The 22576-nt window shown below is 42.0% G+C and carries 20 protein-coding genes and 1 pseudogene; 13 read left to right on the top strand and 8 right to left on the bottom strand.

Translation table 11 applies throughout. The annotated features are described in order from the left end of the window. Positions 1–172: 172 nt before the first annotated feature. The gene (pepO, locus tag HT685_RS03190; RefSeq protein ID WP_173225770.1) at positions 173–2065 is read left to right on the top strand and encodes an endopeptidase PepO; all 1893 of its coding nucleotides are present in this window, start codon (positions 173–175) and stop codon (positions 2063–2065) included. 240 nt (positions 2066–2305) lie between these two features. On the opposite strand, the gene HT685_RS03185 is transcribed toward pepO, so the two are convergent. Both HT685_RS03185 and HT685_RS03180 read right to left on the bottom strand, forming a co-directional pair. Continuing rightward, on the bottom strand, positions 2306–2935 hold the full coding sequence (locus tag HT685_RS03185) for an MBL fold metallo-hydrolase (RefSeq protein ID WP_173225773.1): 630 nt from the start codon (positions 2933–2935) through the stop codon (positions 2306–2308). A gap of 143 nt (positions 2936–3078) precedes the next feature. Next, complete coding sequence (locus HT685_RS03180; RefSeq protein ID WP_173225776.1) at positions 3079–4536, bottom strand: N-acetylmuramoyl-L-alanine amidase; 1458 nt, start codon at positions 4534–4536, stop codon at positions 3079–3081. A gap of 325 nt (positions 4537–4861) precedes the next feature. Here HT685_RS03180 and HT685_RS03175 point away from each other — a divergent pair, with 325 nt between their 5' ends. After that, positions 4862–7084, top strand: coding sequence for a bifunctional (p)ppGpp synthetase/guanosine-3',5'-bis(diphosphate) 3'-pyrophosphohydrolase (locus HT685_RS03175; RefSeq protein WP_173225779.1), 2223 nt, complete (start codon positions 4862–4864; stop codon positions 7082–7084). Positions 7085–7113: 29 nt separating this feature from the next. Continuing rightward, on the top strand, positions 7114–7557 hold the full coding sequence (dtd, locus tag HT685_RS03170; protein WP_173225782.1) for a D-aminoacyl-tRNA deacylase: 444 nt from the start codon (positions 7114–7116) through the stop codon (positions 7555–7557). A 38-nt stretch (positions 7558–7595) separates the two neighbouring features. On the opposite strand, the gene HT685_RS03165 is transcribed toward dtd, so the two are convergent. After that, positions 7596–8009 carry a hypothetical protein gene (locus HT685_RS03165; protein ID WP_173225785.1) on the bottom strand — a complete coding sequence of 138 codons (414 nt, stop codon included), beginning with the start codon at positions 8007–8009 and terminating at the stop codon, positions 7596–7598. A 163-nt stretch (positions 8010–8172) separates the two neighbouring features. After that, complete coding sequence (locus tag HT685_RS03160) at positions 8173–8823, bottom strand: metal-dependent transcriptional regulator (protein WP_173225788.1); 651 nt, start codon at positions 8821–8823, stop codon at positions 8173–8175. A 111-nt stretch (positions 8824–8934) separates the two neighbouring features. Between HT685_RS03160 and HT685_RS03155 the strand changes: the two genes are divergently transcribed. Both HT685_RS03155 and HT685_RS03150 read left to right on the top strand, forming a co-directional pair. Beyond that, positions 8935–9777 (top strand): metallophosphoesterase family protein, encoded by an 843-nt coding sequence (locus HT685_RS03155; RefSeq protein WP_173225791.1) that lies wholly within the window; start codon positions 8935–8937, stop codon positions 9775–9777. Between the two features lie 75 nt (positions 9778–9852). After that, complete coding sequence (locus HT685_RS03150; RefSeq protein ID WP_173225794.1) at positions 9853–10290, top strand: Rrf2 family transcriptional regulator; 438 nt, start codon at positions 9853–9855, stop codon at positions 10288–10290. Between the two features lie 193 nt (positions 10291–10483). On the opposite strand, the gene HT685_RS03145 is transcribed toward HT685_RS03150, so the two are convergent. Next, positions 10484–11557 carry a DUF2974 domain-containing protein gene (locus HT685_RS03145; protein WP_173278944.1) on the bottom strand — a complete coding sequence of 358 codons (1074 nt, stop codon included), beginning with the start codon at positions 11555–11557 and terminating at the stop codon, positions 10484–10486. Between the two features lie 155 nt (positions 11558–11712). On the opposite strand from HT685_RS03145, the gene HT685_RS03140 reads away from it, so the two are divergent. Together HT685_RS03140 and HT685_RS03135 are read left to right on the top strand one after the other, a co-directional pair. Beyond that, complete coding sequence (locus HT685_RS03140) at positions 11713–12390, top strand: response regulator transcription factor (protein WP_173278943.1); 678 nt, start codon at positions 11713–11715, stop codon at positions 12388–12390. Continuing rightward, on the top strand, positions 12383–13357 hold the full coding sequence (locus tag HT685_RS03135) for a HAMP domain-containing histidine kinase (protein ID WP_173278942.1): 975 nt from the start codon (positions 12383–12385) through the stop codon (positions 13355–13357). The genes HT685_RS03140 and HT685_RS03135 overlap by 8 nt, the downstream gene beginning before the upstream one ends. A gap of 46 nt (positions 13358–13403) precedes the next feature. Here the strand turns inward: HT685_RS03135 and thrS are convergent, their stop codons facing one another. Together thrS and HT685_RS10340 are read right to left on the bottom strand one after the other, a co-directional pair. Next, a complete protein-coding gene (gene thrS, locus HT685_RS03130) occupies positions 13404–15347 on the bottom strand; it encodes a threonine--tRNA ligase (RefSeq protein ID WP_023945494.1) in 1944 nt (647 codons plus the stop codon). 40 nt (positions 15348–15387) lie between these two features. Further along, positions 15388–15596, bottom strand: a pseudogene (locus HT685_RS10340) (hypothetical protein). Between the two features lie 651 nt (positions 15597–16247). Between HT685_RS10340 and rpsO the strand changes: the two are divergent. From rpsO to HT685_RS03100, 6 genes are all read left to right on the top strand, one after another. After that, positions 16248–16517, top strand: a complete 270-nt coding sequence (rpsO, locus tag HT685_RS03125; RefSeq protein ID WP_001018251.1) for a 30S ribosomal protein S15 — start codon at positions 16248–16250, stop codon at positions 16515–16517. Positions 16518–17328: 811 nt separating this feature from the next. Beyond that, a complete protein-coding gene (locus HT685_RS03120) occupies positions 17329–17949 on the top strand; it encodes a CadD family cadmium resistance transporter (protein WP_173226948.1) in 621 nt (206 codons plus the stop codon). A gap of 235 nt (positions 17950–18184) precedes the next feature. Then, positions 18185–19231 carry an iron ABC transporter permease gene (locus HT685_RS03115; RefSeq protein ID WP_173226950.1) on the top strand — a complete coding sequence of 349 codons (1047 nt, stop codon included), beginning with the start codon at positions 18185–18187 and terminating at the stop codon, positions 19229–19231. A 1-nt stretch (position 19232) separates the two neighbouring features. After that, positions 19233–19988, top strand: a complete 756-nt coding sequence (locus HT685_RS03110; RefSeq protein WP_173226952.1) for an ABC transporter ATP-binding protein — start codon at positions 19233–19235, stop codon at positions 19986–19988. A gap of 19 nt (positions 19989–20007) precedes the next feature. After that, positions 20008–21018 carry an ABC transporter substrate-binding protein gene (locus HT685_RS03105; RefSeq protein WP_173226954.1) on the top strand — a complete coding sequence of 337 codons (1011 nt, stop codon included), beginning with the start codon at positions 20008–20010 and terminating at the stop codon, positions 21016–21018. Beyond that, positions 20999–21691 (top strand): alpha/beta hydrolase-fold protein, encoded by a 693-nt coding sequence (locus HT685_RS03100; RefSeq protein ID WP_173226955.1) that lies wholly within the window; start codon positions 20999–21001, stop codon positions 21689–21691. The genes HT685_RS03105 and HT685_RS03100 overlap by 20 nt, the downstream gene beginning before the upstream one ends. Positions 21692–21734: 43 nt before the next feature. On the opposite strand, the gene HT685_RS03095 is transcribed toward HT685_RS03100, so the two are convergent. After that, positions 21735–22484, bottom strand: a complete 750-nt coding sequence (locus tag HT685_RS03095) for a 1-acyl-sn-glycerol-3-phosphate acyltransferase (RefSeq protein WP_173226956.1) — start codon at positions 22482–22484, stop codon at positions 21735–21737. Positions 22485–22576 lie beyond the last annotated feature (92 nt).

Below are 22576 nucleotides of genomic sequence, written 5' to 3'. Positions count from 1 at the left end.
TATATTCCTCCTGTCTCTTAATATACCTTAAAAAAAAAATTAAGTCAAGTTAATTTTTAAAAAAATTAAAATAATAACTGAAAAATGATGGTAAGAGAAAGTTCATTTTTAATTGCATTCCTAGGTAATTTTTGTTAAGCTAAAAACAAGTACAAATGAAAGCGAGAACAAGATGACACGTTATCAAGATGATTTTTATGATGCAATCAATGGGGAATGGCAGAAAACAGCTGAAATTCCAGCAGATAAGTCTCAAACAGGAGGTTTTGTTGATTTAGACCAGGAAATTGAAGATCTGATGCTGGCGACAACAGACAAGTGGTTGGCAGGAGAAGAAGTGCCTGAGGATGCTATCTTGGCAAACTTTGTCAAATACCACCGCCTAGTTCGTGATTTCGACAAGAGAGAAGCTGACGGTATCAAACCTGTCTTACCACTTCTTAAAGAATTCCAAGAATTGGAGACTTTTGCGGATTTTACAGCTAAACTAGCAGAGTTTGAGCTTGCAGGAAAACCTAATTTCCTTCCTTTTGGTGTATCGCCAGACTTTATGGATGCCAGAATCAATGTTCTATGGGCTAGTGCTCCAAGCACGATCCTTCCAGATACGACCTACTATGCTGAAGACCATCCTCAGCGTGAAGAGCTTTTGACTCTTTGGAAAGAAACCAGTACAAATCTTCTCAAGGCTTATGATTTCTCTGATGAAGAAATTGAAGACTTGCTAGAGAAAAGACTAGAATTGGACCGCCGAGTTGCAGCGGTGGTGCTTTCTAATGAAGAAAGTTCAGAATATGCTAAACTCTATCATCCATATTCTTATGAAGATTTCAAAAAATTCGCACCTGCCCTACCTTTGGATGACTTTTTCCAAGCCGTTCTTGGACAAGTGCCAGACAAGGTTATCGTAGACGAAGAACGTTTCTGGCAAGCAGCAGATCAATTCTATAGTGAAGAGGCTTGGCCTCTCCTCAAGGCAACCTTAATTTTAAGTGTTGTGAATCTCTCAACCAGCTATTTAACAGAAGAAATCCGTGTCTTGTCAGGTGCTTACAGTCGTGCGCTTTCTGGAGTTCCAGAAGCCAAAGACAAGGTCAAGGCAGCCTACCAGCTAGCACAAGGTCCTTTCAAACAAGCCTTAGGTCTTTGGTATGCCCATGAAAAATTCTCTCCAGAGGCTAAGGCGGACGTGGAGAAAAAAGTGGCAACTATGATTGATGTCTATAAGGAACGCTTGGCTAAGAATGACTGGCTGACTCCTGAAACTCGTGACAAGGCCATCGTCAAACTCAATGTTATCAAGCCTTACATCGGTTATCCAGAAGAATTGCCAGCACGCTACAAAGACAAGGTAGTGGATGAGACTGCTAGTCTTTTTGACAATGCTCTAGCCTTTGCGCGTGTGGAAATCAAACACAGTTGGAGCAAGTGGAACCAACCTGTAGACTACAAGGAATGGGGCATGCCTGCTCACATGGTCAATGCCTACTACAATCCACAGAAGAACCTGATTGTCTTCCCGGCGGCTATTTTACAGGCTCCTTTCTATGACTTGCATCAGTCATCTTCTGCTAATTATGGTGGGATTGGGGCAGTTATTGCCCATGAAATTTCCCACGCCTTTGATACCAACGGAGCTTCCTTTGATGAAAATGGTAGCCTCAAAGATTGGTGGACAGAGAGTGACTATGCTGCCTTCAAGGAGAAAACACAAAAAGTTATTGACCAGTTTGATGGACAGGATTCTTATGGAGCAACCATCAACGGTAAATTGACTGTATCAGAAAACGTGGCTGACTTGGGAGGAATCGCTGCAGCGCTTGAAGCAGCTAAGCGAGAACCAGACTTCTCGGCAGAAGAATTCTTCTACAACTTCGGTCGTATCTGGCGCATGAAAGGTCGCCCAGAATTTATGAAACTTTTGGCTAGCGTCGATGTGCACGCGCCAGCCAAACTCCGTGTCAATGTGCAAGTGCCAAACTTCGATGATTTCTTTACAACCTATGATGTCAAAGAAGGAGACGGTATGTGGCGTTCACCAGAAGAGCGCGTGATTATTTGGTAATGCAAAGAAGCAAGTGATCAGAAAAAGGCATCCAATCAGGTCTGAAAACTTGATTGGATGCCTTTTATAATGGAAAGACTTGCTGGATAGTTTACTTATACTCTTCGAAAATCTCTTCAACCACGTCAACTTTATCTGTAACCTCAAAGCGGTGCTTTGAGTAACCCTGTGGCTAGTTTCCTAGTTTGTTCTTTGATTTTTATTGAGTATTAAATTACGATATTGATTGTCATCAACTTGCTAGAAAAAAGGATTAAAGGTCTTTTCGTGAGCAATAGTAGTAGCTGGACCATGCCCTGGATAGACATCATAGTTTGGTAAGGTGAAGAGTTGGGTCTGGATACTATGGAGGAGTTGCTCCGTACTACCAGTCGGAAGGTCGGTTCGTCCGATTGTTTCACGGAAAAGGGCATCACCCGTTAATACCAAATGAGCTTGAGGAAAGACTAGGGAAACACCGCCGATGGAATGTCCTGGTGTTGGTAAGACAGTGAAACGAAATTCCTCCAGTTGATATTCCTCATGAAAGACATAGGTGTGCTCTGCCGGTTTTGCGACCACATCTGCCATATCATCGTGGCGAGGTAGCCCTGAGAGATTATCGACGGGAGTATAGAGCCAGCTGGATTCGCTCTCTGCGATATAGACAGGAGGATTGCCAAAAGTCTCGCGCACCAAGTCCAAACTCATGATATGGTCATAATGGGCGTGGGTCAAGAGAATAGCACAAATCGGTTTGTTGATGTTATCTATTGTCTGACGAATGGCTTCCCAATGGCTACCGGGATCTACCACGATAAGGTGCTTTTCACCTTCTAGGTAATAGGTGTTTTCATAGGCAACAGGATTCACGGTTTTATGGATTTTCATACTAGCTCCAATCTCAAAGAATGTACTAAATTAAGTATAGCACAGTTAGGGAGAATAAGCATAAAAAGGAAATAGTTCTAGAAAGAAGGATATGGTTTGGATAAGAAAAATAAGCCCCGAATGAGATCGAGGCTTAGACTGTTTTAATTTCCTGAGTAATATTTTTGGATTCCCTTGACAATCCCTTCAACCAGTTTATCTTGGTAGTCACTACTGCGGATTTTTTTGTTTTCTTCTGGATTATCCATATATCCCATCTCTAGCAAAACAGCTGGTTTAGCTGTTTCACGTAGAACAGCAAAGGTTGCTTGCAAAAGTCCGGCATCCCTAGCTCCAGTTTCAGCTAGCAGTGAAGAATGGATATCGGCAGCAAGACGGTTACTTTCACTTATCCGTTCAGGATTATTATGCCAATCCTTGTTAATCTTGCTAGGGAAGCCAGGTTCTTCCTTGTAAGAATAGGTTTGTATACCTAGATTAACAGTAGTATCATTTCCGGTAGCGTTGAAATGAAGGCTAATGAAAAAGTCTGCATTGGTCTTGTTGACCATACGAGAACGCTCGGTAATAAAATCAACGTCTATATCACTATCTCGAGAGGTGAGAACGGTATAGCCGAGTCCTTCTAGTCGTTTACGTAGCTTACGATAAACTTGTAGGTTCAATTCTTTTTCAGCTATGCCATAGTAATAAGCCCCGCGATCCTTACCACCGTGACCTGGATCGAGAAAGATAGTTTTAGAGTAATGTCCTTTTTGAAAACTTTGTGCTAATTCACGAACCCATTTTCCATTCCCTTGGAAGAGCTGGTTTTTACCATCCACAGCATAGGTTCCTGTAACATACACACCATCGTCCTTAAGATAGTACCAAGATTGATAGTCTGGGTCATAAATCCATTCCTTATGAGCCATGTAGCCACCAGATTTGAGATAGTAGGAACCAATCCATTGTTTTTGGGCGTAGCGTCCGCCAGATTTGAGGTAAAACCAACTAGAGTAGTTTTGGTCGTAGACCCATTCCTTATCTGCCATAGCTCCGCTGGCTTTGAGGTAGTAATCGCCTTTCCAGACATTGGCCAACATTCTACCGTAGCCATCAAAAGCATACCACTTGCCATTAATTTGACTCCATTGGTTGGATAAATATTTACCTGAACCATTGATATAGTACCAATTATTTCCCATTTGGTACCAAGTGTTTTCAAGCAAGTAGCCATGACTATCAAAGAAATAACCATCATAGAGAGTATCTGTAAATTTGACCCCAGTTTGACTATAAAAAGTCCACTTGTTCCCCTCTTTTACCCAGCCAGTTTGTATAGATTGGCTTTGTTTGGCTTCTGTGGAGAGAGAAGGTTTGGTTTCTTGCTCACTTGAACTAGCTGTAGTTGACGAAGTTTCTCTACTAGCTTGAGAACTACTAGCAGAAGTATTTGTAGAACTGTTAGTAGAATGACTAGTGGAAGTATTTATTGAGCTACTGGTTGAACTAGTCATAGGGGCAGTAGTGGAATGACTCGTATCGTCAGCTAAAACGACTTGGCTCGATAAGCCAAGAACAGCCAAAGCTAAAAGTGTCAGTCTTTTGTGTGATTTCATGTTGTTTGCCTTTCTAGAAAGATGAAAACTCAGTAATTATCGTAAAAAAACTGTTTATATTACCATTATACACTAAAAAGGTTAGAAAATTACCAAAATATCAAACCTTTTCTAATTTAAGAAGAAAAGATTTTCATTTCACTAACTTTTAGCGTAGCCTATATTTCAAAAAAGTTAGATGAAAATCAGATAATTTTATTTTTTTAAGTGTAAATCTTATGTTATCCTCCTTCCTAACAAACTGAATAAGCTTTAGAATCCTCTTTTTCTAGTTTTCATATTCTTAAAAAAGTGATAAAATGGTAGGAAGAATTGGAGAGTATAGATGCCAAAAGAAGTGAATTTAACAGGCGAAGAAGTTGTCGCTTTAACCAAAGAATATTTGACGGAAGAGGATGTCCATTTTGTCTATAAGGCCTTGGTCTATGCGGTGGAATGCCATAGTGGCCAGTATCGCAAATCAGGCGAGCCTTATATCATTCACCCCATCCAAGTGGCAGGTATTTTAGCTAAGCTCAAGCTGGATGCTGTAACAGTAGCTTGTGGTTTCTTGCATGATGTGGTGGAGGATACAGATGCGACCTTGGACGATTTGGAAAGAGAGTTTGGTCCAGATGTGCGCGTGATTGTCGATGGAGTTACCAAGCTTGGTAAGGTCGAGTACAAATCAATCGAGGAGCAATTAGCGGAAAATCATCGCAAGATGCTCATGGCCATGTCTGAGGACATCCGCGTTATCTTGGTCAAACTGTCTGACCGCTTGCACAATATGCGGACTCTGAAACATCTTCGAAAAGACAAGCAGGAGCGTATTTCCAAAGAAACTATGGAAATCTATGCACCTCTTGCTCACCGTCTGGGGATTTCTAGCGTCAAATGGGAATTGGAAGACCTGTCTTTCCGTTATCTCAATCCAACGGAGTTTTATAAGATTACCCATATGATGAAGGAAAAGCGCAGAGAGCGTGAAGCCTTGGTGGATGAGGTAGTCACAAAATTAGAGGAATATACGACGGATCATCACTTGAGAGGGAAGATTTATGGTCGTCCCAAGCATATTTACTCTATTTTCCGCAAAATGCAGGATAAGAGAAAACGGTTTGAGGAAATCTATGACCTGATTGCTATTCGCTGTATTTTAGATACCCAAAGTGATGTTTATGCCATGTTGGGTTATGTGCATGAACTTTGGAAACCGATGCCCGGTCGTTTCAAAGATTATATCGCCAACCGCAAGGCCAATGGTTACCAGTCTATCCATACGACTGTTTATGGGCCAAAAGGGCCGATTGAATTCCAGATTCGAACCAAGGCCATGCACGAGGTGGCTGAGTACGGGGTTGCGGCTCACTGGGCTTATAAGAAAGGCGTTAAGGGGCAGGTTAACAGCAAGGAATCAGCTATTGGGATGAACTGGATCAAGGAGATGATGGAACTCCAAGACCAGGCTGATGATGCCAAGGAATTTGTCGATTCAGTTAAGGAAAACTATCTGGCTGAGGAGATTTACGTCTTTACTCCAGATGGTGCTGTCCGTTCTCTTCCCAAAGATTCAGGACCGATTGACTTTGCATACGAAATCCATACAAAAGTCGGAGAAAAAGCGACTGGTGCCAAGGTCAATGGCCGTATGGTTCCACTGACAACCAAGCTAAAGACAGGGGATCAGGTTGAAATTGTCACCAACCCTAACTCCTTTGGGCCGAGCCGTGACTGGCTCAATATGGTCAAGACCAGCAAGGCGCGCAACAAGATTCGCCAGTTCTTTAAAAACCAAGACAAGGAATTATCCGTTAACAAGGGTCGTGAAATGCTGATGGCCCAGTTTCAAGAAAATGGCTATGTGGCCAATAAATTCATGGACAAGCGTCACATGGACCAAGTTTTGCAAAAGACTAGCTATAAGACAGAAGAATCCCTCTTTGCGGCTATTGGTTTTGGAGAAATCGGTGCGATTACCGTCTTTAACCGTCTGACTGAAAAGGAACGCCGTGAAGAAGAACGTGCCAAGGCCAAGGCGGAGGCAGAAGAACTTGTCAAAGGTGGCGAGGTCAAGGTTGAGAACAAAGAAACCCTCAAGGTTAAGCATGAGGGTGGAGTGGTCATTGAAGGTGCCTCAGGTCTCCTGGTGCGGATTGCCAAGTGTTGTAATCCAGTGCCTGGTGACGATATTGTCGGCTATATCACCAAGGGGCGTGGTGTAGCTATTCACCGTGTGGACTGTATGAACCTGCGTGCACAAGAAAACTACGAGCAACGCCTCCTTGATGTGGAGTGGGAAGACCAGTACTCTAGCTCAAATAAGGAGTATATGGCCCATATCGATATTTATGGCCTCAACCGTACAGGACTGTTGAACGATGTACTGCAAGTTCTTTCAAATACAACCAAGAATATCTCAACGGTCAACGCTCAACCAACCAAGGATATGAAGTTTGCTAATATCCATGTGTCCTTCGGTATTGCCAACCTCTCTACATTGACCACGGTCGTGGACAAGATTAAGAGTGTGCCAGAAGTTTACTCTGTTAAACGGACCAACGGCTAATTGTCCTAGCTCTTACTAGAAAGGCTATTATGAAAATCATTATCCAACGGGTTACAAAAGCCCAAGTGAGTATCGAAGGTCAGGTTCAGGGAAACATCAATCAGGGGCTCCTATTGCTGGTTGGTGTTGGACCAGAGGACCAAGAGGAAGATTTGGACTATGCTGTGAGAAAGCTTGTCAACATGCGGATTTTTTCAGACGCAGAAGGCAAGATGAACCTGTCTGTCAAAGATATTGAAGGAGAAATCCTCTCTATTTCTCAGTTTACCCTCTTTGCGGATACTAAGAAAGGCAATCGTCCAGCCTTTACAGGTGCAGCCAAGCCTGATATGGCATCAGACTTCTATGATGCCTTCAATCAAAAATTAGCGCAAGAAGTGCCCGTTCAGACAGGTATCTTTGGAGCGGATATGCAGGTTGAGCTGGTCAATGACGGACCAGTCACCATTATCCTTGATACGAAAAATAGATAAGAAAGACCAAGCCCAGCCGGCTTGGTTTTTCTCATATATCATAAAATACTCCAAAATGAAATCTGTTCTTGATAGGCCTTGGGGAAATCTTGTTTCAGGCTTTGGCAAGTGCGATAGGAAGGGATGAGGTGTCCTAGGATGAGGAGAGTTCCCTGAAGGAAAAGTGGCACACCACTCAAACATATCAAGGAGAGAATGATCAGGCTATCCCATAGGAGGATTTGTAAGGCAAAACGCCAGAATCGCGGTCTAATCTGGGAATAGAGTTGACTAAAGTGGTCACAAAGCTGATTAGACAGATAGGTCAATAGCACAGGATGAAAGAAAATGAGCCAACCGCTATAAATTAAAATCCAATCCCAAGTAAGCCCCTCTTTAAATGTCAAAAATGCCAGCATGATTTCATCAATGACAAGGAGCTCAATGGTTTTGATGAAGATGATGTTTTTCATGATAAAACCTCCTTTTTTCATCTGTTAGTGACGGAATAGTTTATATATTTATTATACAATATTTAGTTAAAGAGCGAAAGCGTTTACTATTGTTTTTGATGCAAAAAATAGATGAGAAAACCCTGAAAATAAAACTTTCAGGGTTGGTATGGTACTTGAGAAATTAGTCGATTTTTTCGACATAGAGTTGTTTGGCAATGTCTATATTCACTTGTAATTCCTCGTCTTTACTAAGGATAGTGAAGGTGTTGCTGAAGCCATCAAACTGCTGGACTTGGAGCGGATCACCGATGTGAAGTGAGTGCTTGTCCAGATAACTGAGAATGTCAAAACTATCGTGCACCCGAGTCAGGCGGTAGGCGCCAGCCTCCTTGATGTCAGCTAGTGGGAGGTTATTGATTTCAACCAAGAGTTCTCCCTTAGCAGGAATAGTTCCTCCGTGAGGGCAGGTCTTGGGGAATCCAAGCAATTTATCCAGTCTTTCCACGAACAGGTCAGAGACAGTATGTTCCAAGACCTCAGCTTCCTCGTGAATCTGGTCACTAGTATAGTCTAAATGATGAACTAGAAAAACTTCAATCAAGCGGTGTTTACGGTAGAGCTCAGAGACCAGTTTGAGTCCGATGTCAGTAAGTAGATAACCGCATTCCTTGTCCTTGAGGATGAGATTTTCACTCTTCATCCGTTTAATCATTTCAGTTACGGCAGGGGGAGAGACTTGCATGCGGGCCGCAATTTCCTTGTTGGTGATTTTATGCAGGTCTATGCCGATTTCATAAATACATTTTAGATAATCTTCTTTATTCGGGGTCATTCGTTTCCTCTTGTCTAATATCTTTATCTAGTATATCAAAAAAAGCTAGATTTCTCTAGCTGTGACTTTTTATGTTATACTTATTGCAAGAGAAAAAACGAGGAGATGGATATGACGAAAATAGCTCTTCTTTCAGATATTCATGGAAATACCACCGCCTTGGAGGCTGTTTTGGCAGATGCTCGGCAGTTAGGAGTGGATGAATACTGGCTTTTGGGAGATATTCTCATGCCAGGGACAGGGCGTAGAAGGATTTTGGACTTGTTGGATCAACTACCGATTACGGCTAGAGTTCTGGGGAACTGGGAAGACAGTCTGTGGCATGGTGTCCGTAAGGAATTGGATAGTACTCGCCCCAGTCAACGCTATCTTTTGCGCCAGTGCCAGTATGTTTTAGAGGAAATTTCCCTAGAAGAAATTGAACTGCTCCACAATAAACCTCTTCAAATTCATCGTCAGTTTGGGGATTTGACGGTGGGAATTAGTCACCATTTGCCTGATAAGAACTGGGGGCGAGAGTTGATTCATACTGGGGCGCAAGAGAATTTTGACCGCTTGGTGACCAATCCGCCTTGCGATATTGCTGTTTATGGTCATATTCACCAGCAGTTGCTTCGTTACGGGACTGGTGGGCAATTGATTGTCAATCCGGGTTCGATTGGGCAACCTTTCTTTTTGGACGCTCAGCTACGGAAGGACTTGCGAGCCCAGTACATGATTTTGGAGTTTGATGACAAGGGCTTGGTAGATATGAACTTCCGACGGGTAGACTACGATGTGGCAGCTGAATTGCAGCTAGCTAAAGACCTGAAACTCCCTTATTTTGATGTTTACTATGAAAGTCTGGTCAATGGTATCCACCATACCCACAATCAGGAATTTCTGAGAGAATTAGCCCAGAAAGAAGGTTATGATAGGGAATTAGATGCCTGGTTAAAAGGTGGTAACGATTGACATTACAACTAAAAAGGGTATAATAATAGAAAAAGAAGAGTAGAGGCAGGGTAGCCTCGTAAAAAGGAGAAGAGGATGCAAATTCCAAGTAGATTTACCATTGCGACTCATATGCTGATAATTATTGCCCTCGAGGGGAAGGAAAACAAGGTGACCAGTGATTTTCTGGCTGCTAGTGTCGGGGTCAATCCTGTCATTATCAGAAAGACCTTGTCCCAGTTGAAGAAGGCAGAGCTGATTTCAGTAGCGCGTGGAACAGGGGGAACAGAGATTGTTAAGGATCTCAAGGATATTAGTCTATTAGATGTTTATCAAGCGGTCGAATGTCTTGGTAAGACTGGTCAACTCTTCAGTTTCCATGACAATCCGAATCCAAATTGTCCAGTTGGAGCTCATATTCATGATGTTTTGGATCAAAAATTGGAGAGAATCCAGCTGGCTATGGAGGCAGAGCTTGGTCAGACCAGTTTAGAACAGGTCGTGGCTGATGCAGAGAGTCAGATGAAGGATTGAATTTTTCTTTAAAACAAGAAAGCTTATGAGAAGGTTTTTATACTCAATGAAAATCAAAAAGCAAACTAGGAAGCTAGCCGCAGGTTGCTNNGTTGTAGATAGAACTGACGCAGTCAGTAACCATAGCTACGGTAAGGCGACGCTGACGTGGTTTGAAGAGATTTTAGAAGAGTATTACCTTTTCATAAGCTTTTTATCTATTTTTCCATGCTTGGTAACGGGTATCAATCAATAATTGAGTGAGGCGTCCCATGGTTTTCCTTTCTTCTGGAGTGAGGGATTGCGCTTGGACGAAGAGATGATGAATGTGTTCGATAGCTTTTAAGGAAGACAGGTCATTGATGGAGCTAATACCAGCATCAAGAATAGTGCCAAAGAAGAGGTCAAAGTAGAGCTGGAGTTCCTCATCAGGGACTGTGGCCACCCACTCCTTGAAGGTTGTGTCGACTTGTTGGCTATCGCTGTTGGTCTTTTCCAGTTGGACAAAGTGTTTGTCCTCAATCTGCCAACTAAAGGTATCATGCTGGGCGATACCACCCAAGGCAGTACTTTGAACAATGATTTGGTGGGCAGGGATTTCCAACATCATACCGATAATGGAACCTTGTGGAATAAAGACCTTGGTTCTATCCATTATCCTTTGATAGCCCTCGGTTTGTGTCAATTCTTTGTGGAGACCAGGCGCATCAAAGGTATAAACTGCTGTGATTTGATTTTGCAAGCTTTTCTCAATTTGGCTAGCAGCATAGATGGCTAGATTTCCTCCCTTGGAATGCCCGGCCAGAATGACCTTTTGCTTAGGATGTTGGGCAAAAAAGTTCTTTAAATAGCGGAGGGCGTGCTTTGGAGCAGGAATTTCCTTCATATAGGTCAGGTGAAAATCTTCCTTCCAGCCAATGATACTGTCATCAGTCCCACGAAAGACAATCAGATAGGTGTCGAGAGTGAGGCGGTAGGTCATAGCCGCAAACTGTTTTTGCAGCTCAGGGTCGATGTCGTTGATAAAATGGGAGAGTTTGCAATTTTTGAAGCGTTTGTGTTGAGCTAGTTCATCTAATAGCTGGAGGCGATTTTTGCTGGTCAACATGTTAGGCTCCCTTGGAACCTGAGTTGCCAGGTCTAAAAGTCGCAGAGGAGTTGTGGAGACCAGATTATCAAAGGAGAGGTAGGTGATTTCTGTTAGGGCTAAAATGTCTAATTCATTCAAAGGTAAGTCGTAAAAGGAATCGTGTGCGACATCTTTCAGATAGTCAAAAATATTGGCCATAAGAGCTCCTTTCTTTTTGTTTATCTTATCAAATTTCCCTCAAATTAGCTAGTAGGGTTGCCTCATTTTGTTGGCTAAAAACAAGCTCTTTCAAATTCAGTTTCAGACCTTCCAGCATGGAAAAATCTGTTATAATAATAGAAAAGGAGGAGCGCATGCACAAGATTTTACTAGTAGAAGATGATCAGGTCATTCGTCAACAAGTCGGAAAAATGCTCTCTGAATGGGGATTTGAAGTGGTGCTGGTAGAAGATTTTATGGAAGTTTTGAGTCTTTTTGTTCAGTCGGAACCTCATCTGGTCCTCATGGATATTGGCTTGCCCTTGTTTAATGGCTATCACTGGTGTCAGGAGATTCGCAAGATTTCCAAGGTACCCATCATGTTTCTGTCTTCGAGAGATCAGGCTATGGATATTGTCATGGCAATCAATATGGGGGCGGATGACTTTGTGACCAAGCCTTTTGACCAGCAGGTTCTTTTAGCCAAGGTTCAGGGCTTGTTGCGTCGTTCCTATGAGTTTGGGCGTGACGAGAGTTTACTGGAATACGCCGGTGTGATTTTCAATACCAAATCCATGGATTTACATTATCAAGGGCAAGTCTTGAATTTGACTAAGAATGAATTCCAGATTTTACGAGTTCTGTTTGAGCATGCGGGCAATATCGTAGCGCGTGATGACCTGATGCGGGAACTTTGGAACAGTGACTTTTTCATTGATGATAATACCCTCTCTGTCAATGTGGCTCGTTTGCGTAAAAAGTTGGAAGAGCAGGGCTTGGTAGGATTTATCGAAACTAAGAAAGGGATAGGGTACGGTCTGAAGCATGCTTGATTGGAAACAATTTTTTCTAGCCTATCTGCGCTCCCGTAGTCGTCTGTTTGTCTATCTGCTTGCTTTAGCATTTCTAGTTTTGCTCTTTCAGTTTTTATTTGCCAGTTTGGGAATTTACTTTCTCTACTTTTTCCTCTTGTGTTGTTTTGTAACCATCTTATTTTTTACTTGGGACATATTGGTTGAAATGCAGGTCTATCGTCAGGAACTTCTCTATGGTGAGAGGGAAGCCAAATCTCCATTGGAAATAGCTTTAGCAGAAAAATTAGAAGCGCGTGAGATGGAACTCTATCAGCAGAGGTCTGACGCAGAAAGAAAACTGACGGATTTGTTGGATTACTATACCTTGTGGGTCCATCAGATAAAGACCCCCATTGCAGCCAGTCAACTCTTAGTTGCAGAAGTAGCCGACCGCCAACTGAAGCAGCAATTAGAACAGGAAATTTTCAAGATTGATTCCTATACCAATCTAGTTTTACAGTACCTGCGTTTAGAAAGTTTCCATGATGATTTGGTCTTAAAGCAGGTGCAAATCGAGGATTTGGTCAAGGAAATAATTCGTAAATATGCTCTTTTCTTTATTCAAAAAGGCTTAAATGTCAATCTACATGATCTTGATAAAGAAATCGTGACGGATAAGAAGTGGCTGCTAGTGGTTATTGAGCAAATTATCTCAAATAGTCTCAAGTACACCAAGGAAGGTGGTCTGGAGATTTATATGGAAGGCCAGGAACTCTGTATCAAGGATACGGGAATCGGGATAAAAAACAGTGATGTCCTCCGAGTCTTTGAACGTGGTTTCTCAGGATATAATGGACGCCTAACCCAGCAGTCATCTGGACTTGGCCTTTATCTATCTAAGAAAATTTCTGAAGAACTGGGTCACCAGATTCGTATCGAGTCTGAGGTCGGAAAAGGAACGACAGTGCGGATTCAGTTTGCTCAAGTGAACTTAGTCCTTGAGTGAGAAGAGACGTAAAAAGCCTCCGATTGGAGGCTTTTATGCTAGACTTTTATTTCTCAACGCGTGATTTGTTGGCGATATCAGCTAGGATAGCTTGAACAAAATCATCTACTGAGACAGTTTGTGTTTCTTTTTGGCCATAGCGGCGAACGTTGACTGTTCCGTCTTCCATTTCCTTGTCTCCAACGATCAATTGGTAAGGAATCTTGCTAGTTTGTGAAGCACGGATCTTGAACTGCATTTTTTCATTGCGCTCATCGACATCAGCACGGACACCGCGGTCACGGAGTTTCTTAGCCACTTCCCATGCGTAGTCCACATGTTTCTCGTTAGAAACTGGGATGAGGGTTACTTGGTGTGGTGCAAGCCATGTTGGGAAGGCACCCTTGTAGTTCTCAATCAAGATAGCTGTGAAGCGTTCCATAGTTGAAATAACCCCACGGTGGATCATAACTGGACGGTGCTCTTCGCCATCAGCTCCGATGTATTTAAGGTCGAAACGTTCTGGAAGCAAGAAGTCAAGTTGGATAGTAGAAAGAGTTTCTTCTTTTCCAAGAGCGGTCTTAACTTGAATATCCAATTTTGGTCCGTAGAAGGCTGCTTCACCTTCGGCTTCAAAGTAGTCCACGCCCATTTCATCAAGGGCTGCACGAAGCATGGTTTGAGCATTTTCCCACATTTCATCGTTATCAAAGTACTTGTGAGTATCTTGAGGGTCACGAAGAGAGAGGCGGAAGCGGTATTCAGTCAAGTTGAAGTCTTCATAAACATCGATAATCAACTGAAGAGCACGTTGGAATTCTTCTTGGATTTGTTCTGGAGTCACAAAGAGGTGACCATCGTTGAGTGACATTTCACGTACACGTTGAAGACCAGTCAGGGAACCAGATTTTTCGTAGCGGTGCATCATACCGATTTCAGCGATACGGATTGGCAACTCACGGTAAGAGTGAACATGGTGTTTGAAGACTTGGATGTGGTGCGGACAGTTCATTGGACGAAGGACAAATTCTTCCCCGTCACCCATGTCCATAGTTGGGAACATGTCTTCTTGGTAATGATCCCAGTGACCAGAAGTCTTGTAAAGTTCAACAGAAGCAAGTGGTGGAGTGTAAACGTGTTGGTAGCCAGAAGCCAACTCCTTGTCTACGATGTAGCGTTCCAATTCACGACGGATAGTCGCACCGTTTGGCAACCAGAATGGCAAACCTTGTCCCACTTCTTGAGAAATCATGAAGAGGTCAAGCTCTTTACCAAGTTTACGATGGTCACGTTCCTTGGCTTCTTCACGCATTTGAAGGTAGTTTTTCAAGTCTTTCTTGTCAAACCAAGCTGTACCGTAGATACGTTGCATCATAGCGTTGTCGCTATTTCCACGCCAGTAAGCACCTGCTACATGGAGAAGGTGGAAGATTTGGATACGGCCTGTTGATGGGACGTGAGGGCCACGGCAAAGGTCTACATATTCACCCTGACGATAGATAGTCAAACCACCTTCGTCTTCAGAGTGTTCTTCAATCAATTCCAACTTGTAAGGGTCATTTTTGAAGATTTCACGCGCCTCGTCTTTAGTCACTTCTTCACGGATTGATGGGAAGTTTTCTTTGACAATTTTTTGCATTTCTTCTTCGATACGAGGAAGGTCTTCGTTAGAGATTTGACCAGCTGTGTTGTCTGTATCGTAGTAGAAGCCGTCTTCGATGGCTGGACCAACTCCCAAGTGAATGTCTGGGAAAAGACGACGAGCTGCTTGGGCGAACAAGTGAGCAGCTGAGTGACGCAAGATTGGAAGGGCATCTTCGTGATCAGGTGTCACGATTTCGATGCTTCCATCTTCAGTGATAGCACGAGTAGTGTCGATGAGTTTGCCGTTGAATTTACCAGCAAGAGCTTTTTTAGCTAGGGAATTGCTGATAGATTGGGCAATTTCAAAAGTTGTAACGCCGGATTCGAATTCACGAACAGCGCCATCTGGGAAAGTAATGTTAATCATGATGTTCTCCTTACTTATATTATTGACGAATGTGTTAATCCTATTCTGAAAACAGGGATAGAGGATTGTGAAAGCTAGAAAAACCAAAAGCGACATCCTCGAAAGGACGTCGCAACGTGGTTCCACCTTCATTTATGTACCTCAAAAAAGAGGGACACCTCTGATTGGCTCTAACGTGGCCACCGTTTTATGTTTTCATAAAAAACTCAAGAGTAGTATCAGTTTAGGCTTCCTATGCGTTTCCAGCAACCACGCACTCTCTAGTAGAAAGGGACTAAGTGACTTGTCTCTATGGATTATTATAGCATGATTGTGAGATTTTTCAAGGATTTTGTGAAAGTTTTTTGTTTTTCATTTTTGTAGAATATGCTTGATACCAATACCGGAAGCCATGCCCACCAGAGCCAAGGTTTCATAGGCTAAAAAGTAGAACCAGATAAATTCACCAAAGGTTATGCTAGTAAAGCAAAAGAGCAGTCCGTTACCAATTAACCACCAAAGTGAGAAACGGAAACGGTAGCTATAGAGTAGCGATATAATCAAGATTACCAGAGGTGTAAAGAAGAGAATATTATTTACGTAGAGACTCTTGAGAAAAAGGGGGTCAGAAATGATTAGTGATAACAACTCATAAAGTGGCCAGTAAAAGAAAAAGATGACCAAATAATAGGGGAGATGGGAATAGAATCTAGGTATGATAATCACCTCGTTTTAAAAAACAGACAACTTAGATTTCTTGCTATGATTATTATAGCATATTTAAAACAAGAAAGTAAATCTGTTGACAAAGAAGGTAGTTATTGGTAGAATAGGGATTGTCGTAAAGACAAATAACTTCTTCTTGGTTACAGGCATGCCAACCTGTCACTCGGATGAAGCCAAATAAAAAGGAGAAACATCATGGCAATCTCAAAAGAGAAAAAAAATGAAATCATCGCACAATATGCACGTCACGAAGGTGATACAGGTTCAGTAGAGGTTCAAGTTGCTGTCCTTACTTGGGAAATCAACCACCTTAACGAACACATCAAACAACACAAAAAAGACCACGCTACTTACCGTGGATTGATGAAAAAAATCGGTCGCCGTCGTAACTTGCTTGCATACTTGCGTAAAAACGACGTTAACCGTTACCGTGAGTTGATCAACTCTCTAGGACTTCGTCGCTAATCTTGCGTCTAAAACGTTTCTATACTTCGTTGGCTTCGGCTCGATGTACCATTAGTACAATATTCGCCTCGTCGCCTAGTCTATAAACGTTTTATCCAGCAAGACTGGAGCTCTCTGATTTTAAGAGGGCTTTTTTTGTTGTCACCTTACCTTGGTATGCTCAAGTACTATCTTTGCTTATGCTTCCTAGCATTGTAAGGTAAAATAAACCAGCTTTTCTCCCTTCGGGGAGATTTTTTTGTTTCACTAAAAATTTCGTACAATCTTCGGCTTACCGCCTAATCTATAAACGTTTTATCTAGCAAGAATCGTGATGCTAAGGGCGTCAAAATTCCGTATGAAAATAGGGAAAGGATACCGTGTTCGATGAACACAAGGAGTTTCATCTTTTTCACTAGGATTTTAGCCCAAGCTCAAATCAGCTCTCTGACTTCAGAGGGCTTTTTTATTGAGGTTTTATAGGTCACAATTTTGGAGACTACAAAAACCTCAAATGGTATCAGCTAATTACACCATAAAGGTGCGTAACTACTCGGCTTGAAAAGCCGAGTAGCTGTCTGCAAGCCCCCTCGGAGAGCCCACACTTTACGAAGTAAAGTATAGTATGTTATACTTTACATGGAAGTAGTCACCGAATTTCAGTTAGAAATTACTTTGTAACTACGTTTAGAAATTACTTTGTAACTACGTTTTGAGGAGGAGTAAAATGCTTTCCTATGTTCGAAATTACCCACTAGCGATAGCTAAATTAATGTGTCTGTGCTCTCCTAAAATCTGCTGATTTATTACTGACCAATACAGGAGGTTTTTTATGGGACAGACAATCATATCTGCTATTGGTGTTTATATTTCCACCAGTATCGATTATTTAATTATTTTAATTATTTTATTTGCACAGCTATCACAGAATAAACAAAAATGGCATATTTATGCGGGGCAATATCTAGGCACAGGCTTACTTGTAGGGGCGAGTTTAGTTGCTGCTTATGTCGTTAATTTCGTGCCTGAAGAATGGATGGTTGGATTGCTTGGTTTAATCCCTATCTATTTAGGGATTCGCTTTGCAATTGTTGGAGAAGGTGAGGAAGAAGAGGAAGAAGAGGAAGAAATTATTGAAAGATTAGAACAAAGCAAGGCAAATCAACTGTTTTGGACAGTTACATTGCTAACAATTGCGTCTGGCGGAGATAATTTAGGTATCTATATACCTTATTTTGCTTCGTTAGATTGGTCACAGACCCTCGTGGCCTTGCTTGTGTTTGTAATCGGTATAATTATCTTATGCGAGATTAGTCGGGTGTTATCCTCTATTCCGTTAATATTCGAGACAATTGAAAAATACGAGCGAATCATTGTGCCCTTAGTATTCATTCTACTTGGACTATACATCATGTATGAAAATGGCACGATAGAGACTTTTCTGACCGTGTAGATTTTTTTGTTTCACTAGGATTTTAGCCCGGGTTCAAATCAGCTCTCTGATTTTCAGAGGGCTTTTTACGTTGTCACCTTACCTCGATATACTCAAGTATTATCTTTACTTACGGTTCCTAGCACTATAAAACCAACTATATTCATTTGTTCTTATCTTGTTCCATTGTTGAAAATATGGTATACTTTTCATGAGAATTTTCTAAATTTTTAATATTCTATCAAAGGAGGTTTACATGCTTTCCAAATTTTCTGGAAGCCGACAAGACCAGCAATTTGTGTTACTTTTAGTTATTTTGCTAGGTATTTTAGGGATTTCTCTCTTTCTAGCAGTTTCAATGGGATCTGTTGCGATTGATCTAGGAGATACCTATCGGATTATGTTGAGCAGGTTGGGATTTCCTCTTGAGATAGGAGAGGTTTCCAAGTCTACTCTTGCCATTGTATGGAACATGAGATTCCCCCGAGTATTGTTAGGTCTGATAGTAGGAGCAGGCCTTTCTATGTGTGGTAGTGTGATGCAGTCTACAGTGAACAATCCCATAGCAGAGCCTTATGTCTTAGGAATATCTGCGGGTGCAACTCTAGGTGCAACCTTGAGCATCATTCTTGGTTTAAAAGTGATGATTAGCCTTGGAGCTTTTCTTGGAGCTATTTTGGCAACAATTGCTGTCCTCCTCATTGCCTCTATGCAGGGAAGGATGACGACTTCTAGTCTAATCTTATCGGGAACGGTAGTCAACGCTCTCTTTTTGGCTTTTTCAAACTTTATTATCTCAGTCGGCGCTAATGCGGATAGTGTGATGACCATTAAGTTTTGGACCATGGGCTCGCTCGCTGGGACTTCCTGGTCTGACTTAGTCCTGCCAACTATAGTAGTAGGAATAGCCTTTCTATTTTTCGCTACCCAGTATCGTGTTTTCAATGCGATGATGATGGGAGATGAGGCTGCTTTAACTTTGGGAATTCCTTTACGATTTTATTGGTATCTTTATGTGACCATGGTGGCTGTGCTAACAGCAGTATTAGTGGCAACCTGTGGGATTATTGGATTTGTCGGTCTGATTACTCCACATTTAGCTCGAGGGTTAGTAGGAACGAATTATAAGAGGCTTTTTCCCGTTGCAACCTTGCTGGGTGCCCTCTTTGTTATCTGGGCAGACGTACTCTCTCGTATCATCATTCCAAACGCAGAGCTTCCTATTGGTATTTTCACAGCCTTAGTAGGTGCTCCCTTCTTTATCTACATTGTTGGAGGTAGACGAAGGGAGGTGAGGGTCTGATATGGACTTGATTTGTCAGGATATCCATTTTGGACTAGGAGAGAAAAAAATCCTTAAAGGAGTCTCTCTTAAGGTTAAAGGGAATCAATTTCACACGATATTAGGACCAAATGGAAGTGGAAAAACCAGTCTACTTAAACTCCTCTATCGTCAGGAAAAGGCGGACAAAGGTTTGATAAGCCTAGATGGAAAGCCTCTGGAACAATGGATGCTCAAAGAAACAGCCAAGCAAATGGCAGTTGTGACCCAGTTTAATCAACTGCAGTTTGATTGTACAGTTGAAGAAATCGTCTTGCTGGGAAGAACTCCCCACCTCTCTTTTTTACAGAAGGAAAGGGAAAGAGATTTTACACTCGTTCAAGATGCCCTCGTTAAGGTGGATATGCTCGAGAAGAAAACTCGTCTCTATTCGTCTCTGTCAGGGGGAGAAAAACAGCGAGTCTTACTAGCCCGCGCCTTGGCGCAAGAACCGACTCTTTTACTCCTAGACGAACCAACCAATCACCTGGATATCAGGTATCAGCTAGACTTGTTAGCCATTGTGAAAAATCTCAAGGTCAATGTTCTAGCTGTCCTACATGATATTCAACTTGCTTGTCGCTATTCGGATTATCTCTATTTGATGAAAGAGGGAGAAATCCTTTACCAAGGTACTCCAAAGGAGACCATCACCCCTGAGTCATTGCAAACTGTATATGGAGTTCAAAGTCAGGTGACTTGGACCGAGGATCAGCAAGCTATGATTCACTATTTATAAGAATGAAAAGGAAAACAAGATGAAAAAAACACTCAGTATTTTACTCGTGACAGTAGCTACCTTAACTTTGGCAGCTTGTGGTAACACTACTACAGAAAAAACTACCACACAGTCTAGCACAGAGACAAGTCAAAAGGCTAACGCAGAGACGACTTATCCGCTAACTATCAAAACTTATGATGCTAAAGGAAATGAAGTCGAACAAGTTTTTGACAAGGCACCTGAAAAAGTTATTACCAATAATCTTTCAACCACTGAAATCTTATTGGAGTTGGGGTTGAAGGATAAAATTGTTGGCATGCTTAACCCAGACAATGCTGTGACGGACAAATACAAGGACGCGATTGCGACTATTCCTCAAATTGGGGATAAAAAAACAGTCTCACAAGAGACAGTCCTTTCTTATGAGCCAGACGCTGTGATGGGGAGAAACATGATGTTTTCTGAAAAATCCTTGGGGACAGTTAGCACTTGGAATGAAAACAAAATCCCAGTTTATACGCAAAAAGCTTCTCTCTCAACAATTCAGCAAGATTTGGGGAATATCGTAGAAGATGTCAAAAATCTGGGAATGATTTTTAATGTTCAGGACAAGGCCAATGAATACGCAGCCCAATTACAAACTAAAATTGACGCTGTTAAGAAAGCAAACCCAGCAAGTCAAGGTGAAAAGAAAAAGGCTTTGATTATGGTTGCTTATAATGATGAAACCTTCGGTGCCTACAAGTCTGCTTTGCAAGAAAGTTTGCTGAACCAACTTGGTTATACAAACGTTGCTACGGGGACATCAGGCTTGACCTTGGAAAATCTCGTGTCAATGGATCCTGAATTGATTATCTATGTAACCAGCGATCGTAATAAAAAATTGGATGAAAAAGCAGTAGAGTTGCTGAAGGCAAATGCTGTTTTGGAAAGCGTTCCTGCTATTAAGAATCAAAAAATCATGACCATCTCTTACGATGAGTTGATGGATTATGGTCCAGCAGTGATTGATTCCCTTGAGAAAATCAATGACTTTATCAATAAATAATGAGTTTGATTGGGAAGGAATCCAAGTCAAGGTCAGCCTTCCTTTGACCTATGATCCCAATCAAACCTATCCAGTTATTCTCTTGAATGATGGAAACTTGGATTTCCTATCGTCCCTTTCCGAATCTGTGATTTTAGTGGGCTTGACCTCTAAAAATCGCCTAGATGACTACACTCCATGGAAGGCGGCTGCTTTGAGAGATGGAGCTCCAGATTTTGGCGGTCAGGCAAATGCTTATCATAGTGATTTATTTGGAGGTCTTTTAGATAAGTTGCAGTCGCTTTATCGACTGGATGAAGCACGCCTTGCCTACGGAGGTTATTCACTAGGTGGCTTGGTGGCAGTTTACAGTCTTTTCAGCTTTGATAAGGTTTCCTGTGTTTTTTCTATCTGCGGTTCCTTTTGGTATCCTGATTTTGTGGCTTACTGCAAGGCAGAGACAGTGAAAAATCTAGACTGTTTGCTGTATTTACAGAATGGTCAAACAGAAGGAGTCAATCATAGCAATCGCTTGGCTCAAGCACCAGTCTATGCTGAGAAAATCCATACCAGTCTTCAGAAACGCTATCCGAACAGCCAGTTTGTCTTTGACCCTTATGGACACCACGAACAAGTAGCTGAGCGATTCCTAGCTTTTTCTAGCTGGTTGGCCCAAAAATGGAAAATCGAATAAAAGATTTATCCCTTGGCTTTTGCCAAGGGATTGTTGTATTTATTTAACCAAGGTTTTCTCTCTTTTTATCTGGATTCCATACAAAGCTTGCGATAAAGCTAAAGATGATGGTTAGGATAGCGAGGATAATGGCAAGGATGAGGGCAGGGATGCGGATAAACCACCAGAGTGGATTTGGTTTTTTATTATTGTGCCATTGTTTCGTTTCTTCATCCAGACGTTGGAATTCTGCTTGGATACGATTGGCGACTGTTTCAATGCCTTCATCATTCATTTTCTTGATATCTGAGATATCGATTGGATTTCCAAAGTTCATATCAACACGCTCACGGCTAACCAAGCCCTTCAAGGTCATAGGACCTGTATAGGTAACCGGCATGATACGGACCTTGGCCATTTTGGCAATCAGGGCTACGCCACCCTTGACATCGTTTGAGTGACGGCTCCCACTTGGAAACATGATGAGAGAGCGGTCACTTTTTTTAAGAACATTGATAGGGTATTTGATGGCTGAGGCGCTAGGATTTTCACGGTCGATAGGAAAGGCGCCACACATACGGATCCACCAACCAAAGATACGGTTGGTAAAGAGCTCTTTTTTGGCCATAAAGATGAACTGTTTTGGCTTGGTCGCAAAGGCCATGTAAACAGGATCCCACCAGGTACGGTGAGGCGCAACCAAAATATAATTTTCATCTTGATTAGGAATTTTATCAGTATTATGATAATGGGCATTGCCATTGATGGACCATAGGAGTAATACAACTAATCCACGTAAATAAGTATAAAACATGCGATCTCCTTCGATTCTTTTCTTGTTATTATTATACCTTATCAAAGGAGGGCTGGCAAACTTTTCCCTTGACCAGGTCCATATTTGGGATG

It is taken from the genome of Streptococcus sp. 5004 (assembly GCF_013276755.1).
Lineage (GTDB): Bacteria > Bacillota > Bacilli > Lactobacillales > Streptococcaceae > Streptococcus.
The sequence above is the reverse complement of the archived record's forward strand: the minus strand, read 5'-3'. Positions and strand labels throughout refer to the sequence as shown.

Excerpts from the sequence above, each read along its gene's own strand:
- pepO (WP_173225770.1), top strand. The coding sequence starts at position 173 with ATGACACGTTATCAAGATGATTTTTATGATGCAATCAATGGGGAATGG.
- HT685_RS03185 (WP_173225773.1), bottom strand. The coding sequence starts at position 2,935 with ATGAAAATCCATAAAACCGTGAATCCTGTTGCCTATGAAAACACCTAT.
- HT685_RS03180 (WP_173225776.1), bottom strand. The coding sequence starts at position 4,536 with ATGAAATCACACAAAAGACTGACACTTTTAGCTTTGGCTGTTCTTGGC.
- HT685_RS03175 (WP_173225779.1), top strand. The coding sequence starts at position 4,862 with ATGCCAAAAGAAGTGAATTTAACAGGCGAAGAAGTTGTCGCTTTAACC.
- dtd (WP_173225782.1), top strand. The coding sequence starts at position 7,114 with ATGAAAATCATTATCCAACGGGTTACAAAAGCCCAAGTGAGTATCGAA.
- HT685_RS03165 (WP_173225785.1), bottom strand. The coding sequence starts at position 8,009 with ATGAAAAACATCATCTTCATCAAAACCATTGAGCTCCTTGTCATTGAT.
- HT685_RS03160 (WP_173225788.1), bottom strand. The coding sequence starts at position 8,823 with ATGACCCCGAATAAAGAAGATTATCTAAAATGTATTTATGAAATCGGC.
- HT685_RS03155 (WP_173225791.1), top strand. The coding sequence starts at position 8,935 with ATGACGAAAATAGCTCTTCTTTCAGATATTCATGGAAATACCACCGCC.
- HT685_RS03150 (WP_173225794.1), top strand. The coding sequence starts at position 9,853 with ATGCAAATTCCAAGTAGATTTACCATTGCGACTCATATGCTGATAATT.
- HT685_RS03145 (WP_173278944.1), bottom strand. The coding sequence starts at position 11,557 with ATGGCCAATATTTTTGACTATCTGAAAGATGTCGCACACGATTCCTTT.
- HT685_RS03140 (WP_173278943.1), top strand. The coding sequence starts at position 11,713 with ATGCACAAGATTTTACTAGTAGAAGATGATCAGGTCATTCGTCAACAA.
- HT685_RS03135 (WP_173278942.1), top strand. The coding sequence starts at position 12,383 with ATGCTTGATTGGAAACAATTTTTTCTAGCCTATCTGCGCTCCCGTAGT.
- thrS (WP_023945494.1), bottom strand. The coding sequence starts at position 15,347 with ATGATTAACATTACTTTCCCAGATGGCGCTGTTCGTGAATTCGAATCC.
- rpsO (WP_001018251.1), top strand. The coding sequence starts at position 16,248 with ATGGCAATCTCAAAAGAGAAAAAAAATGAAATCATCGCACAATATGCA.
- HT685_RS03120 (WP_173226948.1), top strand. The coding sequence starts at position 17,329 with ATGGGACAGACAATCATATCTGCTATTGGTGTTTATATTTCCACCAGT.
- HT685_RS03115 (WP_173226950.1), top strand. The coding sequence starts at position 18,185 with ATGCTTTCCAAATTTTCTGGAAGCCGACAAGACCAGCAATTTGTGTTA.
- HT685_RS03110 (WP_173226952.1), top strand. The coding sequence starts at position 19,233 with ATGGACTTGATTTGTCAGGATATCCATTTTGGACTAGGAGAGAAAAAA.
- HT685_RS03105 (WP_173226954.1), top strand. The coding sequence starts at position 20,008 with ATGAAAAAAACACTCAGTATTTTACTCGTGACAGTAGCTACCTTAACT.
- HT685_RS03100 (WP_173226955.1), top strand. The coding sequence starts at position 20,999 with ATGACTTTATCAATAAATAATGAGTTTGATTGGGAAGGAATCCAAGTC.
- HT685_RS03095 (WP_173226956.1), bottom strand. The coding sequence starts at position 22,484 with ATGTTTTATACTTATTTACGTGGATTAGTTGTATTACTCCTATGGTCC.